The organism is Curvibacter sp. EU05-FHT14A10, from assembly GCF_058791075.1.
The window spans coordinates 51265-66596 of record NZ_JBYTDE010000017.1 but is presented as its reverse complement, the minus strand read 5'-3'; the positions used below and the strand labels follow the sequence as shown (position 1 = coordinate 66596).

Below are 15332 nucleotides of genomic sequence, written 5' to 3'. Positions count from 1 at the left end.
CCTGCCTCGGATCTGCCAACATGACACAAGACCTGCAGGCGCTCTACCGGCAAAAACGACTGAGCGCTGACGCCGCCGCGGCCCTGGTGCAATCGGGTGACACCGTGTTTCTGGGCGAATTTGCCCAGAGCGTGGAGGCCTTTGACGCGGCCCTCGCCCTGCGCGCCGGCGTGCTGCGTGACGTGAACCTGATCACCACCACCCGCGCCAAACCTCTGAAGTGCGTTGAAGCCGACCCCCAACGCGAGGCCTTCGTCTGGAACGACTGGCATTTCTCGGGCCTGGCACGCCAGGCCGCTGAAAAAGGCCTGGCCAGCTACATCCCCCTGTGCTACCACCAGGGCCCGCAGAACGTGATGCTGTACGAAGAGCCCGAGGTGGCGGTGGTGCAGGTCACGCCCATGGATGCCCATGGCTTCTTCAACCTCTCAACCAGTTGCTCGCTCACGCCCGCCTACCTGCGCAAGGCCCGCAAGGTGCTGGTGGAGGTGAACACCCGCGCACCGCGCTGTCTGGGCGGGCTCGATGAGGGCATCCACCTGAGCCAGGTGAATGGCGTGATCGAGGGCCCCAACAGCCCCCTTCTGCAACTGCCGGCCACCCAGGCCGGTGCGGCGGACACCACCATCGCCGGCTACGTCATGGGCTTGCTGGAAGACGGCGCCACGATTCAACTGGGCATCGGTGCCTTGCCCAACATCGTGGGCGCGCTGATCGCACAAAGCGACCTGAAAGACCTCGGGGTGCACACCGAGATGCTGGCCGACTCGTATGTGGACATGTACGAGGCCGGCCGCATCACCGGCCAACGCAAAGCGCTGGACCGCGGCAAGATGGTCTACACCTTTGCCATGGGTTCGCAAAAGCTCTACGACTTTCTGCACAACAACCCGGCCGCCGCCATCTACCCCGCGTCGTACACCAACGACCCCTGCGTGATCGGCCGCAACCCCAAGGTGGTGGCGATCAACAACGCCATCGAGATTGACCTGTTCACCCAGGTGTCCAGCGAGTCGACTGGCACCCGACAGATCTCGGGCACCGGTGGGCAGTTGGACTTCATCCTGGGCGCCTACAAATCGGAAGGCGGCAAGGGCCTGATCTGCCTCAACTCCACCTACCGGCAAAAAGATGGCACGCTGGCCTCGCGCATCGTGCCGACGCTGTCGCCAGGCTCCATCGTCACCTGCCCGCGCTCGCTGGTGCATTACGTGGTGACCGAGTTCGGCTGCGCCCAGTTGAAGGCCAAATCGACCTGGCAGCGGGCCGAAGCCCTGATCAACATCGCACACCCGGATTTTCGGGAGCAGTTGATCCAGGATGCCGCCCGCCTGGGGGTGTGGCGGCGTTCGCAGCGGGTGCTGTGACCTGAGGCAGCGGCCCGGGGGCCGTTTCAGGTCGCCGGGGCCTTGGCGGTGGCCCCCGCACATCGCTGCTGCGTGCCAGCGCCACAAAGGCCTGCAGGTAGTCCACCTGCACATCGGCCTCGCGGGCGCCCAGGTAGATCTGCTTGGCAATGCCTTGCTCGCCCAGGCGCACCGGCTGGATCGGCAAGCGGGCCGCGTACTCTTGCACCAGCCAGCGTGGCAGCGCGGCCACGCCCCGCCCGCTGGCCACCATCTGCAGCATGATGTCGGTGTTCTCGATCGGCTTGTGACGCCGGGGCAGCACGCCCGCAGGCACCAGAAACTGCTGGTAGATGTCGAGCCTTTCGGGCGATACGGGGTAGCTCAGCAGCACTTCAGACGCCAGTTCAGCTGGCTCGACAAAGAGGTGGTCAGCCAGCCAATGGCCCTGGCCCACCACCAGCACCTGTTCATAGTCAAACACCGGCTCGAAATGCAGGCCCGGCTTGAACACCGGGTCGGGCGTGACCAGCAGGTCGATCTCGTAGCCAAACAGCGCACCGATGCCCCCGAACTGGAACTTCTGCTTCACGTCCACTTCGACATCGGGCCAGGCCGCCAGGTAGGGCGCCACGATCTTCAACAGCCATTGGTAGCAGGGGTGGCACTCCATGCCAATGCGCAGCGTGCCGCGCTCACCCTGGGCAAACTGCTTCATGCGGGCCTCGGCCAGCTCCAACTGGGGCAGCACCCGGTTGGCCACTGCCAACAAGTACTGGCCAGCCTGGGTCAGGCGCAGGCTGCGGCCTTCGCGCAACCAGATGTCGGTGCCCATCAACTGCTCCAGCTTTTTCATGGCATGGCTCAGCGCGGGCTGCGTCAGGCACAGGGTCGAGGCTGCGGCCGTCATCGAACCCTGCCGATCCACGGCCTGGATGATGGCCAGGTGAATGCGTTCAATCATGCCGATCCATGAGCAAAATTTATCGAACTCTGAAATAAGATCATTTTACGTCATCGCATGTCGTCTCTAACCTTGCGTCATCTCCAACCTTGATGACATTGAAGAAGACAGCATGGTCCGCACACACAACCTCGGCTTTCCCCGCATCGGCGCCCAACGCGAACTCAAGTTCGGCCTGGAGGCGTACTGGAAGGGTCAATCCACACTGAACGATCTGAAGGCCTTGGGGGCCGCCCTCCGACAGCAGAACTGGGCCGATCAGGCCCCCCTGGACCTGGCCCCCGTGGGCGACTTTTCGTTCTATGACCAGGTGCTGGACCTGAGCTTCACCCTGGGCAATCTGCCCGAGCGGGTGCGCGGCTTTCAGGGCGACGCGCTGGACAACTGCTTCCGCGTGGCCCGCGGCCGCTCGGCACAGCCTGCCGAGGCCCATGCGGGCTGCGGTAGTGGCTGTGGTGGCGGTGTGGCGGCCGGCGAAATGACCAAGTGGTTCGACACCAACTACCACTACATCGTGCCCGAGTTCACGGCGGCCACCGCGTTCAAGCTCGATGCCAGCCGCCTGCTGGCGCAACTGGCCGAGGCGCAGGCCCAGGGCGTGAAGGCCAAGCCCGTGCTGATCGGCCCGGTCACCTACCTGGCCATCGGCAAGAGCAAGGACGGCTCGGATCGACTGAGCCTGCTGGAGCGCCTGCTGCCGGTGTATGCCGAGCTGCTTGACGCCCTGGCCGCCCAGGGCGTGGAATGGGTGCAGATCGACGAACCCATTCTGGCGACCGAGCTGGATGCCGATTGGCAACATGCCTTCAACACCGCCTACCACCACCTCAAAGCGGCCAAGGTCAAGCTGCTGCTGGCCACCTACTTCGGCCAGTTGCAAGAAAACGCCTACCTCGCAGCCAACCTGCCGGTGGCCGGCCTGCATGTGGACGCCATCAACGACCGCGAAGGCGTGCAACCCTTGATCAACCTGCTGCCCGCGCACAAGGTGCTGTCGCTGGGCGTGATCAATGGCCGCAACATCTGGAAGACCGACCTCCATACCACCCTGGACTGGCTGGAGCCCCTGGCTCAGCAACTGGGTCAGCGCCTGTGGATCGCACCCTCATGCTCGCTGCTGCACGTGCCGGTGGATTTGGCCAGTGAACAGAAGCTGGATGCCGAGATCCTGTCCTGGCTGGCCTTTGCGCGCCAGAAGCTGGTCGAGCTGCAGGTGCTGGCCCAGGCCTTGAACGAGGGCCGCGAGGCGGTGCGCGAGGCCCTGGACGCCAACCAGGCCGCCCTGGCGGCCCGCCGCGCCTCGCCACGCGTCAACAACCCCACCGTCAAACTGGCCGTGGCCCGCATCACCCAAGACCTGGGTCGCCGTGAAAGCACCTATGCCAACCGCGCCCCCAAACAGGCTGCGCTGCTGAAGCTGCCCAAGTTTCCGACCACCACCATTGGCTCGTTTCCGCAGACGGCCGAGATCCGCCAGGCACGCAGCGAATTCAAGGCCGGACGGCTGGACCTGCCGGCCTACCAGGCCGCCATGCGCCAGGAGATTGAGCGTGCGGTACGCGAGCAGGAGGCCCTGGGCTTGGACGTGCTGGTGCACGGCGAGGCCGAGCGAAACGACATGGTCGAATACTTTGGCGAGCAACTTGACGGCTATGCCTTCAGCCAGTTCGGCTGGGTGCAATCCTATGGCTCGCGCTGCGTGAAGCCCCCGATCCTGTTCGGCGACATCAGCCGCCCGCACCCCATGACGGTGGAGTGGACCACCCATGCCCAGTCGCTGACCCCCAAACCCATGAAGGGCATGCTGACCGGCCCGGTGACGATCCTGAACTGGTCTTTTGTGCGCGACGACCAACCGCGCTCGCAGTCGTGCCGGCAACTGGCCCTGGCCATCCGCAGCGAAGTGCTGGACCTGGAAAAGGCCGGCGTGCGCGTGATCCAGATCGACGAGGCCGCCCTGCGCGAAGGCCTGCCGCTGCGCCGGGCCCAATGGCAGAGCTACCTTGACTGGGCGGTGGAGAGCTTTCGCATCAGCGCCAACGGAGTGCGCGACGAAACCCAGATCCACACCCACATGTGCTATTCGGAGTTCAACGACATCATTGCCTCCATCGCCGACATGGATGCTGACGTGATCACCATCGAGACCTCGCGCTCAGACATGGAACTGCTCGATGCCTTTGACCACTTCAGCTACCCCAACGAGATCGGCCCCGGCGTGTACGACATCCACTCGCCCAACATCCCGAGCGAGCAGCACATGATCGATCTGATGAAGAAGGCCGCCGAACGCGTGCCCTCAGAGCGCCTGTGGGTCAACCCCGACTGCGGCCTGAAGACCCGCCAATGGCCCGAGGTGATCCCGGCGCTGACGCACATGGTGGCGGCGGCCAAGGCGCTGCGTGCAGAGCTGGTCTGATTGGGCTGTGTGGGACCCCCGGGGGGGGAGGGGCGAAGGCTGCGCACTGAGGGGGGATCCGAATATGCGCAACGAACCTCAACGACCGTTGTGCAGCGGGTGCTGTCCTACGACTTGATGAGTTCGACGCCTGACAGCAGCCATTCGCGAGGCGGCGCAGATGGCGCCGTCCTGACGGAGGACTGTGGAATACCCCGCGGGTGTGGCGACAGCCAACACATACGTCAATCAGGCCAGCCGCTTAGTAGCACTCCCATCCGACGACCTGTCCGCCATCGCCCTGGATCACAAGTAGGTTCCTTGCCGCGGCGGCTCTTGACCTGGCTGCGGTAAGAAGCACGTCTTTTGATGCCTCGATCTTTACCGCAGTGGATCGCCCCTCGAGCTCCTCTCGCCACTTACTCCCAGCGGGAAATACCTTTCGGATGGTGATGTCGGCGGCGCTTACCTTAGCTTGCCCTTGAAGATACGGTGCGTCGTGGAGACGTAGCTTTGAGAGCGCGCAGGACAGAAGGGCGTCGAAGCCAATTGCGATGGCAATAGCCTCCTTGCAAAACTGCTGTAAGTCAGTTTGAGGCGTGTCCGCGTGGGCGACATGCGCGGCGCGATGCCTCCGAATGGCGGCAGACTTGTAGGTCTCATCCAGGGGAAGTGCAGCAAGACCGAGACGCGACGCTATTCGAGTGATTTCACCCCAAGCATTGTCGATTTGAAAGCACTTCAGCATTCCCTTGATCGTCTCGTCTTGAATGTTGGCCTGGTCGTACCCAAGCGCAAGCGGCATCAAGTCGTACGCTGCCGTCGCCGTAGAGGCAATCTTTTGTGTGTGCTCCTGCACGTATGCAACGCGGTCGGGCTTATTGGGGCGAAGTCCCATCTGATAGCTGATCGCTGATAGGGCCTCGAATGTCACCGCATATTGCAGCTTCTCCGGAAGGCGACCAAAGGGGACGTTAGTTGGACCGACTTCGGACAGGACCTCAGAAATTCGCGACTTGATGAAATCTTCGAGGGCGGCAAAACCAACGACGGCCAAGCCGTTTCGGAGCATGCGCGCCACATCATTGTGCGCTTGTTCTGTCAACGGTCTCGCTTGGACTGCGTCAATTCTCAGCGAGTTGACCAGTGATGCAATCCTGGCATTGAACAATGAGCGGGCATTCGACATGATCAAGGTGCAGCAATGGCTCTCAGCATCTCGTGCATCCTTTGAACACGCATCCGAACGGCCGATGGCGTGTTCGTTCCTTGCGACACCGCCTTCGCAAACTCTAAGTCATCAAGAAAAAGTTTTTTAGTCCCGTTCACCACAAGCTTCTTGTGATTGACCAGCGTATTAATTGCGCTCTTTGGCAACATGGAAACGGCAATCATCTGCGCGTCATACAACGGTGAAATGAGCTGGTCACGCCATCCAGCGGCGTTGGGCTTATGAAAGGCGCGGTCCCCCCAAATTTGCTCGCATGTGCCCAGCGTATTGATGAATAGATTCCTAAGCGCTGCTGAAGCTTCTCCTCTATGCTTGGCCATGTAGTCATCCATAGCTTCGCTAAGCGAGCCACCTGTTGCCTGCCATCGCTCGTGGAGTGTGAAGAACCGGAGGACGTGCTCGATGTCATCCATGTTCCGGAACGCCGCGGACTTGTCATTTGCAATCTTCAGTCTCTCCCGAAGGAACGGTGAGGCTGAAAGTTCGAAGAGCATGTCATTGAGCGGTCCCGAATACGCCACATTCCGAATTTCTTGATCCTTCAGTGTGTCGCCGCCAGTGTTCAGTCGAAGGAACACCTCATACTTCAAGCTCGGGTCCGACTGCTTGAGAAGCGTGGTCACACGAATGTATGGACGAACCGTGAGTGCGTTCTGCAACTGGGCGGGAAGGTCGGCGAATCGTGCCCCCACCAACTCGGGAAACTTCTTGAGACCGCGAAGGCGCAATTCACCGCTCAAGAAATCCTGTATGGCTGTAATGCGCTGCTTCCCGTCGATGACGCTGTATTGCCCGTACTCGTCCTCAGACAAATAAACAGGTGGAACGGGGACATTCAGCAAAAACGACTCAATCAACGCTGACTGCTTTTCCGGGGGCCATCGGTCTCGACGCTGGTAGTGCGGTGAGACGTCGATTGCCCGTTTCTGGACCATGTCGTAGATGGCAAGCAACGAAAAGTCGGACTGCTGTATTACCAAGCTGTTCTGTGCGACCTTGAATCGATCAGTGATGTCTTTTTGCATTGATATTGATTCCCTCGCCGAATTGCAATGGGACATTATGTGGTCGATTTCAACATCAACTTGCGCTGGGCAAGTGGCGATGCGGGACGAGGTAGGTAGCCGAACCGGCGAATGTCTCTATTGGCGTAGGAGAGCACAGGCAGGTCAAAGCCCGTCTCACCCGATTGCCCTGCATGGTGCGGAGTTGCTTCGAAGCAGTCCTTGGTGGACTTCAACAACCAGCCTAAAGCTGCCCCCCGCTCCCAAAGGCCAGCAGACCGCCCCCGGGCCGATATTTCCCATTCGTCCGGACAATGAGCGAGAAAAGGGGTGCCCATCACAGGACCCGCCCCGTTGGCTTTGTCATACGCCTGTTCAGGCGCAACGCCACATGGTGCTCCTGGCTTGGACACGCCCGGCCCTCAGGTGTACTGCTTCTCCAGGGCGTCCCAGCCGGGCTTGCCCACCAGGCGTTGGCGCTCGGCAAACGGCGTGACCAGGCCGCTGGACTCGTGCACTTCCTTCTCGTCGCGCAGCACCGTCAAGGCCTTTTGCATGCCGGCCACCGCGCCTTGCAGGGCCGCGTTGGCATACAGCACGATGCCGTAGCCCAGTTCACCCAATTGCTCGGCATTGAAGATGGGGGTGCGGCCACCGATCACCATGTTCATGAGCTGGGGCTTGGCCAGGCGCTGGGGCAAGGCGCGCACCTCTTCGGCCTGGGTCACTGCCTCGACAAACAAAATGTCGGCACCGGCCTCGGCAAATTTCTGGGCGCGCTCCACCGCGGCCTCAAAGCCGTGGGTGGCGGCGGCGTCGGTGCGGGCCATGATGAGCAGGTTGGGGTCACGCCTAGCGTCGACGGCGGCCTTGATTTTGCTCACCGCTTCTTCGGTGGAGATGACCTCCTTGCCTGAAAAGTGACCGCAGCGCTTGGGCGCCACCTGGTCTTCGAGCTGGATGCAGTCGGCGCCGGCACGCTCCAGGGTTCGTACCGTGTGGTAGACATTGAGGGCGTTGCCAAAGCCGGTGTCGGCATCGACCAGCAGGGGCACGCTCACCGCATCGCGGATGCGCGCGGTGTGGTCGGCGATCTCGGCCAGGCCCATGAAGCCCTGGTCGGGCATGCCGAACCACATGTTGGTGACCCCGGCGCCGGTGACATAGATGGCCTGAAAGCCCAGGTCTTCGATGACTTTGGCCGACAGCGCATTGAAGGCGCCGGGCACGATCAGGCCACGGCGGGCTTCGACGAGTTGTTTGAGTTGTTGACGTGGGGACATGAACTGGAATCCGGTGAGGTTTGGAATCAAGGGGCGCGCGTTCAGAAGGCATCGCCGGGCACGCGCACCCAGCCTTCCATCAGCACGCGGGCGCTGCGGCTCATCAAGGCCTTGGTGACCAGCCACTGGCCGTCGCGCAGCTCGGCCTGGGCCCCCACGCGCAGGGTGCCCGAGGGGTGGCCAAAGCGCACCGCCTCGCGCGGGCCGCCGCCCGCGGCCAGGTTGACCAGGGTGCCTGGCACGGCCGCCGCCGTGCCAATGGCCACGGCGGCGGTGCCCATCATGGCGTGGTGCAGCTTGCCCATCGACAGGGCACGCACCAGCAGATCGATCTCGCCGGCCTGCACCGGTTTGCCGCTGCTGGCGGTGTAGCTGGCCGGCGGGGCCACAAAGGCAATCTTGGGCGTGTGCTGGCGTTTGGCAGCCTCACCCAGGTCGCGGATCAGGCCCATGCGCAGGGCGCCGTGGGCACGGATCGTCTCGAAGCGGGCCAGCGCGGCGGCGTCGCCGTTGATGGCCTCTTGCAGCTCGGTGCCGGTGTACCCCAGCTCGGCGGCGTTGAGGAAGATGGTGGGGATGCCGGCGTTGATGAAGGTGGCCTGAAAACGGCCCACGCCGGGCACATCCAGCGTGTCCACCCACTGGCCGGTGGGGAACATGGCACTGCCACCGTCGTCACCCTCGCCTTCGTCGGCCGGGTCGAGGAACTCAATCGCCACCTCGGCGGCCGGAAAGGTCACGCCGTCCAGTTCAAAGTCGCCCGTCTCCTGCACCTGGCCATGGGTGATGGGCACATGGGCCACGATGGTCTTGCGGATGTTGGCCTGCCAGATGCGCACGGTGCACACCCCGTTGTCGGGGATGCGGTCGGCCGGGATGAAACCGTTGGCGATGGCAAACGGCCCGACGGCGGCCGACAGGTTGCCGCAGTTGCCCGACCAGTCGACAAAGTCGCTGTCGATGGCCACCTGGCCGAACAGGTAATCCACATCGTGCCCGGGTTGGGTTGGGGGCGAGATGATCACCGTTTTAGAGGTAGACGAGGTGGCCCCGCCCATGCCGTCGACCTGCTTGGCGTAGGGGTCGGGGCTGCCGATCACGCGCTGCAGCAGGCGGTCACGGGCCGTGCCCGGCACCTGGGCCGCCGCAGGCAGGTCTTGCAGGCGAAAGAACACGCCCTTGCTGGTGCCGCCGCGCAGGTAGGTGGCGGCGATCTTGATCTGGGGTGCGTGGCTCATGCCGCGGCTCCTTGTAGTTGGGCCAGAAAGTCTTGGGCAAAACGTTGCAGCACGCCGCCGGCCTGGTAGACCGAGACCTCTTCGGCCGTGTCGAGGCGCGAGCGCACCGGCACCTGAAGCAGGCTGCCATCACGGCGTGTCACCACCAGGGTCAGGGGCGCGCGCGGCGCCAACTCACCGGCCACCGCGTAGGTTTCTCGGCCATCCAGGCCCAGCGTCAGGCGGGTGGTGCCGGGCAGGAACTCCAGTGGCAGCACGCCCATGCCGATCAGGTTGGTGCGGTGGATGCGCTCGAAGCCCTCGGCCACCACGGTCTCGACCCCGGCCAGGCGCACGCCCTTGGCAGCCCAGTCGCGGCTGGATCCCTGGCCGTAGTCGGCACCGGCAATGATGATCAGGGGCTGGCGTCGGTTCAGGTAGGTCTCGATCGCCTCCCACATGCGCACCACCTGCCCCTCGGGCTCGATGCGGGCCAGCGATCCCTTTTGCACCTGGCCGTTGACCACGGCCATCTCGTTGACCAGTTGCGGGTTGGCAAAGGTGGCCCGCAGGGCGGTCAGGTGGTCGCCCCGGTGGGTAGCGTAAGAGTTGAAGTCTTCCTCAGGCAGGCCCATGCGGGCCAGGTACTCGCCGGCCGCGCTGTCGGGCAAGATGGCGTTGGAGGGCGAGAGGTGGTCGGTGGTGATGTTGTCGGGCAGCAAGGCCAGCACGCGCATGCCCTTGAGGGTGCGCGGGTGGGCCGCCAGCGCGCCTACGCCCTCGGTGTCCCAGTAGGGTGGGCGGCGGATGTAGGTGGACTGCGGGCGCCAGTCGTACTGCGGACGCACGGTTTCACCGTCGTCGCGGCGCAGGGCGAACATGGGCTCGTACACCGCGCGAAACTGCTCGGGTTTGACGGCCTGGGCCACGATGGCATCGATCTCTTCATCGCTGGGCCACAGGTCCTTGAGGCGGATGTCACGGCCCTGCACCACGGCCAGCACATCGTTCTCAATGTCGAAGCGGATGGTGCCGGCGATGGCATAGGCGACCACCAGCGGCGGCGAGGCCAGAAAGGCCTGCTTGGCATAGGGGTGGATGCGGCCATCAAAGTTGCGGTTGCCCGACAGCACGGCGGTGGCGTACAGGTCGCGCTCGATGATTTCTTGCTGGATCTTCGGGGCTAGGGCCCCGCTCATGCCGTTGCAGGTGGTGCAGGCAAAGGCCACGATGCCAAAGCCCAGGGCCTCCAGATCGGCCAGCAGGCCGGCTTCTTTGAGGTACAGCTCGACGGCCTTGGAGCCCGGGGCCAGCGAAGACTTGACCCAGGGCTTGCGCGCCAGGCCCAGGCGGCGTGCGTTGCGGGCCAGCAAGGCGGCGGCGATCACGTTGCGCGGGTTGCTGGTGTTGGTGCAACTGGTGATGGCAGCAATGATGACAGCGCCATCGGGCAGCAGGCCCTGTGCCTCTTCGGCCTGGGCGGCAGCCAGCTTGTCGGGGCCGGCGATGCCGCGCTCCACCAGCGCCGTGGTGGGCAGGCGCCGGTGCGGGTTGCTGGGGCCCGCCATGTTGCGCACCACACGGGCCAGGTCAAAGCTCAGCACCCGCTCGTACTCGGCCGTGGCCAGATCGGTGTGCCAGAAGCCGGCCGTCTTGGCATAGGTCTCCACCAGCTGAAGCTGCTCGGGGCTGCGGTCGGTCAGGCGCAAATAGTCCAGCGTCTGCTGATCGATGTAGAACAGCGCTGCCGTGGCACCGTACTCGGGGCACATGTTCGAGATGGTGGCGCGGTCACCGATGGACAGGCTGTCGGCGCCTTCGCCAAAGAACTCGACATAGGCGCCCACCACCTTCTGCGCGCGCAGGAACTCGGTCAGGGCCAGCGCCATGTCGGTGGCGGTGATACCGGGCTGGCGGCGCCCCGTCAAGCGCACACCCACGATGTCGGGCAGGCGCATCCATGAGGCGCGGCCCAGCATCACGTTCTCAGCCTCCAGCCCGCCCACGCCCACGGCGATCACGCCCAACGCGTCCACATGCGGGGTGTGGCTGTCGGTGCCGACGCAGGTGTCGGGGAAGGCCACACCGTCTTGCACGTACACCACCGGCGACATTTTTTCGAGGTTGATCTGGTGCATGATGCCGTTGCCCGCCGGGATCACATCCACGTTGGCAAAGGCCTTCTTGGTCCATTCGATGAAGTGAAAGCGGTCTTCGTTGCGCCGGTCTTCGATGGCCCGGTTCTTGGCGAAAGCCTCGGGGTCAAAGCCGCCGCACTCCACGGCCAGCGAATGGTCGACGATCAATTGCACCGGCACCACCGGGTTCACGGCGGCCGGGTCGCCCCCCTCGTTGGCGATGGCATCGCGCAGGCCGGCCAGGTCCACCAAGGCGGTCTGGCCCAGGATGTCGTGGCATACCACGCGCACCGGAAACCACGGGAAATCGATCTCGCGGTGGCGCTCGATCAATTGGCGCAGGTAGCTGTCGAGCTGGGTCGGGTCAGCCCGGCGAACCAGGTTTTCGGCATGCACCCGGGCCGTGTAAGGCAGGCGCGCCCACGCGCCAGGCTGCAGGGCATCGACCGCGGCGCGGGCGTCGAAGTAGCTCAGGCCCAGGCCTGGCAAAGGGGATCTGAAACAGGAATTCATGGCAGGTTGCTGAAGAGGAATTGTGGCGCGGATGGGCTCAGGTGCGCTGATCCAGGGGCACGAACGCCTGATCTTCGGGGCCGACATACTGGGCACTGGGGCGGATGATCTTGCCGTCGATGCGCTGCTCGATCACATGGGCCGACCAGCCCGAGGTGCGGGCGATCACAAACAGGGGCGTGAACATGTCGGTGGGCACGCCCATCATGTGGTAACTGACAGCGCTGAACCAGTCGAGGTTGGGGAACATCTTCTTGGCCTCCCACATGACCGATTCCAGGCGCTCGGCGATGTCGTACATCTTGGTGTTGCGCTGCTCCAGCGACAGCTCATGGGCCACCTTCTTGATCACCCCGTTGCGCGGGTCACCGACGGTGTAGACCGGGTGACCGAAGCCGATCACCACCTCCTTGCGTTCGACGCGGTCACGGATGTCGGCTTCGGCCTCATCGGGGTTGTCGTAGCGTTTCTGGATTTCGAAGGCCACCTCGTTGGCGCCACCGTGCTTGGGCCCGCGCAGGGCGCCGATGCCACCGCAGATGGCCGAATACAGGTCAGAGCCGGTACCAGCCACCACGCGCGAGGTGAAGGTGGAGGCATTGAACTCGTGCTCGGCATACAGGATGAGCGAGGTGTGCATGGCGCGCACCCAGCTGTCGCGCGGCTTCGCGCCATGCAGCAGGTGCAGGAAATGGCCGCCAATCGAGTCGTCATCGGTCTCCACCTCGATGCGCTTGCCGTTATAGGCAAAGTGGTACCAGTACAGCAGCATCGAACCCAGCGAGGCCATCAGCTTGTCGGCAATGTCACGCGCGCCGGGGTGGTTGTGGTCTTCCTTCTCGGGCTTGACGCAGCCCAGCACCGAGACGCCGGTGCGCATCACATCCATCGGGTGGGTGGACGGGGGCAGTTGCTCGAGCGCGGTCTTGACCGCCGCCGGCAAGCCGCGCAAGGACTTGAGCTTGCCTTTGTAGGCGGCCAACTCGGCCTGGTTGGGCAGCTTGCCGTGCACCAGCAGGTGGGCCACTTCTTCGAACTCGCAGGTGGTGGCGACGTCCAGGATGTCATAGCCCCGGTAGTGCAGATCGTTGCCGCTGCGCCCCACGGTACACAGGGCGGTGTTGCCGGCAGCGGTGCCCGAGAGGGCGACCGATTTCTTCGGCTTGAAGGTGGCTGGCGCCGGGGCTTGCACGGTCTCGGTACTCATGTCGGGGTCTCCTGTTGGTTATCAAAACGATCCATCGCTGCGGGGCGGCCTGAGGCATCGACCGCCACCATCTCAAACACGCCCCTGAGGGCCTCGTCCAGCGGCACACCGGGCGCATCGGCTAGGCCGGTGACGCAGACCGTCATCGAGCTGCGCCCAACGCGACTGACCCAGGCCCGCAAAAGCAACTGATGGCCGACCGGCACGGGGTGGTGGAAATCCACAGCGCTGACACCGGCCATCACGACCTCACGCTGCGCCAGGCTGCGCGCGGCCAGAAAGGCCGCTTTGGCCAGCAGTTGGAGGCCCTGGCCTGCAAACAGGGTGCCGTGGTGATTGGCCAGGGCGGGCAACACCAGTTCTCTGAGCTCGACGGTTCCAGGGGGGCTTGTCATGCTTCGCAATTTACGCAAAATGCACCCGTTCAAACAGGCCTGAAAAGGCGAATATTTGCGAATGAATTTCGCAAATCAGCAAATTTTGCGAATTTTCAGGAAAGCCACTGCGGATGAAAAAGACCTTCATGGGCGTGAAACTGCGCCGACTGCGCGCAGAGCGCGGGCTGTCGCAGATCGGCCTGGCCCAGGCCCTGGGCCTGTCGCCGAGCTACCTAAATCAGTTGGAGCAGAACCAGCGCCCCTTCACGGTCTCGGTGCTGCTCAAGCTGAACCGGGCGCTGGGTGTCGACATCCAGGAGTTCTCTGAGGATGAAGAGGCCTGCCTGATGGCGGGGGTGCAAGAAGCCCTGGCCGAAGCCCCGGAGCCCATCTCGCTGCCAGAGTTCCAGGAGCTGGCCTCCCAGATGCCCGCGGTGGCGCGAGCGGTGATCGACATGCGGCGGCGCCAGCACGAACTGCAGGGCCGGTTGGAAGCCCTGTCGCTGCAACTGGGCGACAACCGAAGCCTGGATGAACCTGTCGTCCACCAACCTTTCGAGTTGGTGCGGGATTTCTTCTTCAACCACCAGAACCACTTCGACGGTCTGGACCGCGCAGCCGAGCGCCTGGCAGCAGAGGCCGACAGTGGGGATGACCCAATCGCGCGGCTCGCCTGGCTGACGCAGCGCCTGGCCGGGCACGGCATCCTGGTGCGGCACGATCCGGGGCCGCAAGGCAGCAAGCGCCGCTTCGATGCCAGGCACTCGACACTGACATTGGCTGGGCGCCTGGATCCCGCCCAGAAAGCCTTCCAGATGGCGACCCAGCTGGCGCTGACTGAGTTCCCCGCCGAGCTTGATGCCCTGACCCAGGTGGCCCCATTCACCCGCCATGAGCCAGCGCGCCAACTGGCCCGCCTGGGCCTGGCCAACTACTTCGCAGGCGCACTGCTGCTGCCCTATGGACGTTTTTTGCAGGCGGCCGAGACGTTGCATTACGACATCGAGCTGCTGGGCCGGCTCTTCGGCGTCGGCCTGGAGACGGTCTGCCACCGACTGAGCACTTTGCAGCGCCTGGGCGCACCGGGCGTGCCCTTCTTCTTTGTTCGGGTGGACCGGGCTGGCAACATCTCCAAGCGCCAGTCAGCCACCCACTTTCATTTCAGCCGCATCGGTGGCACCTGCCCGCTGTGGAATGTGTACGAGGCTTTCTCGCGCCCGGGTCAGATCCTGGCACAGCTGTCCAGCATGCCCGATGGTCGCCGCTACCTGTGGGTGGCACACGCGGTCACCCACGGCGAGGCCGGATATGGCTCACCGCGGCGCACCTTCTCGGTCGGACTGGGCTGCGATGTGCGCCACGCGCATCGCCTGGTCTATGCGCGCGGCCTGGATCTGCAAGACCCGGCGGCCGCCACGCCCATCGGCATGGGTTGCAAGGTCTGCGAACGACATAACTGCCCGCAGCGCGCCTTTCCCTTTGTGGGCCGCGCCCTGGCGGTGGACGAGCACGAGAGCCCGTTCGCGCCCTATGGCTCACTGGGCGGGGATGCAGCAGGGGGCGTTTGACCAGGCCCGCTGCCTGCAGCATTTCACACCGGCCTTTGAACCGGTGCCCTCGTCATACCCAAAGGCCTATTTTCAAGCTCCAACCT

Annotated in this window: 11 protein-coding genes; 3 read left to right on the top strand and 8 right to left on the bottom strand. The window is 64.0% G+C overall.

Annotated features, from left to right (window positions below; translation table 11 throughout):
* The first annotated feature begins 20 nt into the window (after window positions 1-20).
* Window positions 21-1367, top strand: coding sequence for an acetyl-CoA hydrolase/transferase family protein (locus tag AC3WUT_RS24975; RefSeq protein WP_492349769.1), 1347 nt, complete (start codon window positions 21-23; stop codon window positions 1365-1367).
* On the opposite strand, the gene AC3WUT_RS24970 is transcribed toward AC3WUT_RS24975, so the two are convergent.
* Window positions 1279-2310 carry a LysR family transcriptional regulator gene (locus AC3WUT_RS24970; protein ID WP_492349768.1) on the bottom strand — a complete coding sequence of 344 codons (1032 nt, stop codon included), beginning with the start codon at window positions 2308-2310 and terminating at the stop codon, window positions 1279-1281. The two genes, AC3WUT_RS24975 and AC3WUT_RS24970, sit on opposite strands and share 89 nt — an antisense overlap.
* Before the next feature lie 112 nt (window positions 2311-2422).
* Here AC3WUT_RS24970 and metE point away from each other — a divergent pair, with 112 nt between their 5' ends.
* A complete protein-coding gene (gene metE / locus AC3WUT_RS24965) occupies window positions 2423-4729 on the top strand; it encodes a 5-methyltetrahydropteroyltriglutamate--homocysteine S-methyltransferase (protein ID WP_492349767.1) in 2307 nt (768 codons plus the stop codon).
* A 241-nt stretch (window positions 4730-4970) separates the two neighbouring features.
* Here metE and AC3WUT_RS24960 read toward each other — a convergent pair whose 3' ends face one another.
* The 7 genes from AC3WUT_RS24960 to AC3WUT_RS24930 all read right to left on the bottom strand — a co-directional run bounded on the left by AC3WUT_RS24960 (window position 4971) and on the right by AC3WUT_RS24930 (window position 13696).
* The gene (locus tag AC3WUT_RS24960; RefSeq protein ID WP_492349766.1) at window positions 4971-5897 is read right to left on the bottom strand and encodes a hypothetical protein; all 927 of its coding nucleotides are present in this window, start codon (window positions 5895-5897) and stop codon (window positions 4971-4973) included.
* Between the two features lie 2 nt (window positions 5898-5899).
* Window positions 5900-6964, bottom strand: a complete 1065-nt coding sequence (locus AC3WUT_RS24955) for a DUF262 domain-containing protein (protein WP_492349765.1) — start codon at window positions 6962-6964, stop codon at window positions 5900-5902.
* 401 nt (window positions 6965-7365) lie between these two features.
* On the bottom strand, window positions 7366-8226 hold the full coding sequence (locus AC3WUT_RS24950) for an isocitrate lyase/PEP mutase family protein (protein ID WP_492349764.1): 861 nt from the start codon (window positions 8224-8226) through the stop codon (window positions 7366-7368).
* Between the two features lie 41 nt (window positions 8227-8267).
* Window positions 8268-9464 carry a 2-methylaconitate cis-trans isomerase PrpF gene (gene prpF / locus AC3WUT_RS24945; RefSeq protein WP_492349763.1) on the bottom strand — a complete coding sequence of 399 codons (1197 nt, stop codon included), beginning with the start codon at window positions 9462-9464 and terminating at the stop codon, window positions 8268-8270.
* Window positions 9461-12094, bottom strand: coding sequence for a Fe/S-dependent 2-methylisocitrate dehydratase AcnD (gene acnD / locus AC3WUT_RS24940; RefSeq protein ID WP_492349762.1), 2634 nt, complete (start codon window positions 12092-12094; stop codon window positions 9461-9463). Before acnD ends, prpF begins: the two co-directional genes overlap by 4 nt.
* 37 nt (window positions 12095-12131) lie before the next feature.
* On the bottom strand, window positions 12132-13301 hold the full coding sequence (gene prpC / locus AC3WUT_RS24935; RefSeq protein ID WP_492349761.1) for a bifunctional 2-methylcitrate synthase/citrate synthase: 1170 nt from the start codon (window positions 13299-13301) through the stop codon (window positions 12132-12134).
* Window positions 13298-13696, bottom strand: a complete 399-nt coding sequence (locus tag AC3WUT_RS24930) for an acyl-CoA thioesterase (protein WP_492349760.1) — start codon at window positions 13694-13696, stop codon at window positions 13298-13300. Before AC3WUT_RS24930 ends, prpC begins: the two co-directional genes overlap by 4 nt.
* Before the next feature lie 113 nt (window positions 13697-13809).
* Here AC3WUT_RS24930 and AC3WUT_RS24925 point away from each other — a divergent pair, with 113 nt between their 5' ends.
* Window positions 13810-15246 (top strand): short-chain fatty acyl-CoA regulator family protein, encoded by a 1437-nt coding sequence (locus AC3WUT_RS24925; RefSeq protein WP_492349759.1) that lies wholly within the window; start codon window positions 13810-13812, stop codon window positions 15244-15246.
* Window positions 15247-15332: the final 86 nt, after the last annotated feature.

Bases quoted from the DNA above. Each gene is read 5' to 3' on its own strand.
- AC3WUT_RS24975 (WP_492349769.1), top strand. From the start codon at position 21: ATGACACAAGACCTGCAGGCGCTCTACCGGCAAAAACGACTGAGCGCT.
- AC3WUT_RS24970 (WP_492349768.1), bottom strand. From the start codon at position 2,310: ATGATTGAACGCATTCACCTGGCCATCATCCAGGCCGTGGATCGGCAG.
- metE (WP_492349767.1), top strand. From the start codon at position 2,423: ATGGTCCGCACACACAACCTCGGCTTTCCCCGCATCGGCGCCCAACGC.
- AC3WUT_RS24960 (WP_492349766.1), bottom strand. From the start codon at position 5,897: ATGTCGAATGCCCGCTCATTGTTCAATGCCAGGATTGCATCACTGGTC.
- AC3WUT_RS24955 (WP_492349765.1), bottom strand. From the start codon at position 6,964: ATGCAAAAAGACATCACTGATCGATTCAAGGTCGCACAGAACAGCTTG.
- AC3WUT_RS24950 (WP_492349764.1), bottom strand. From the start codon at position 8,226: ATGTCCCCACGTCAACAACTCAAACAACTCGTCGAAGCCCGCCGTGGC.
- prpF (WP_492349763.1), bottom strand. From the start codon at position 9,464: ATGAGCCACGCACCCCAGATCAAGATCGCCGCCACCTACCTGCGCGGC.
- acnD (WP_492349762.1), bottom strand. From the start codon at position 12,094: ATGAATTCCTGTTTCAGATCCCCTTTGCCAGGCCTGGGCCTGAGCTAC.
- prpC (WP_492349761.1), bottom strand. From the start codon at position 13,301: ATGAGTACCGAGACCGTGCAAGCCCCGGCGCCAGCCACCTTCAAGCCG.
- AC3WUT_RS24930 (WP_492349760.1), bottom strand. From the start codon at position 13,696: ATGACAAGCCCCCCTGGAACCGTCGAGCTCAGAGAACTGGTGTTGCCC.
- AC3WUT_RS24925 (WP_492349759.1), top strand. From the start codon at position 13,810: ATGAAAAAGACCTTCATGGGCGTGAAACTGCGCCGACTGCGCGCAGAG.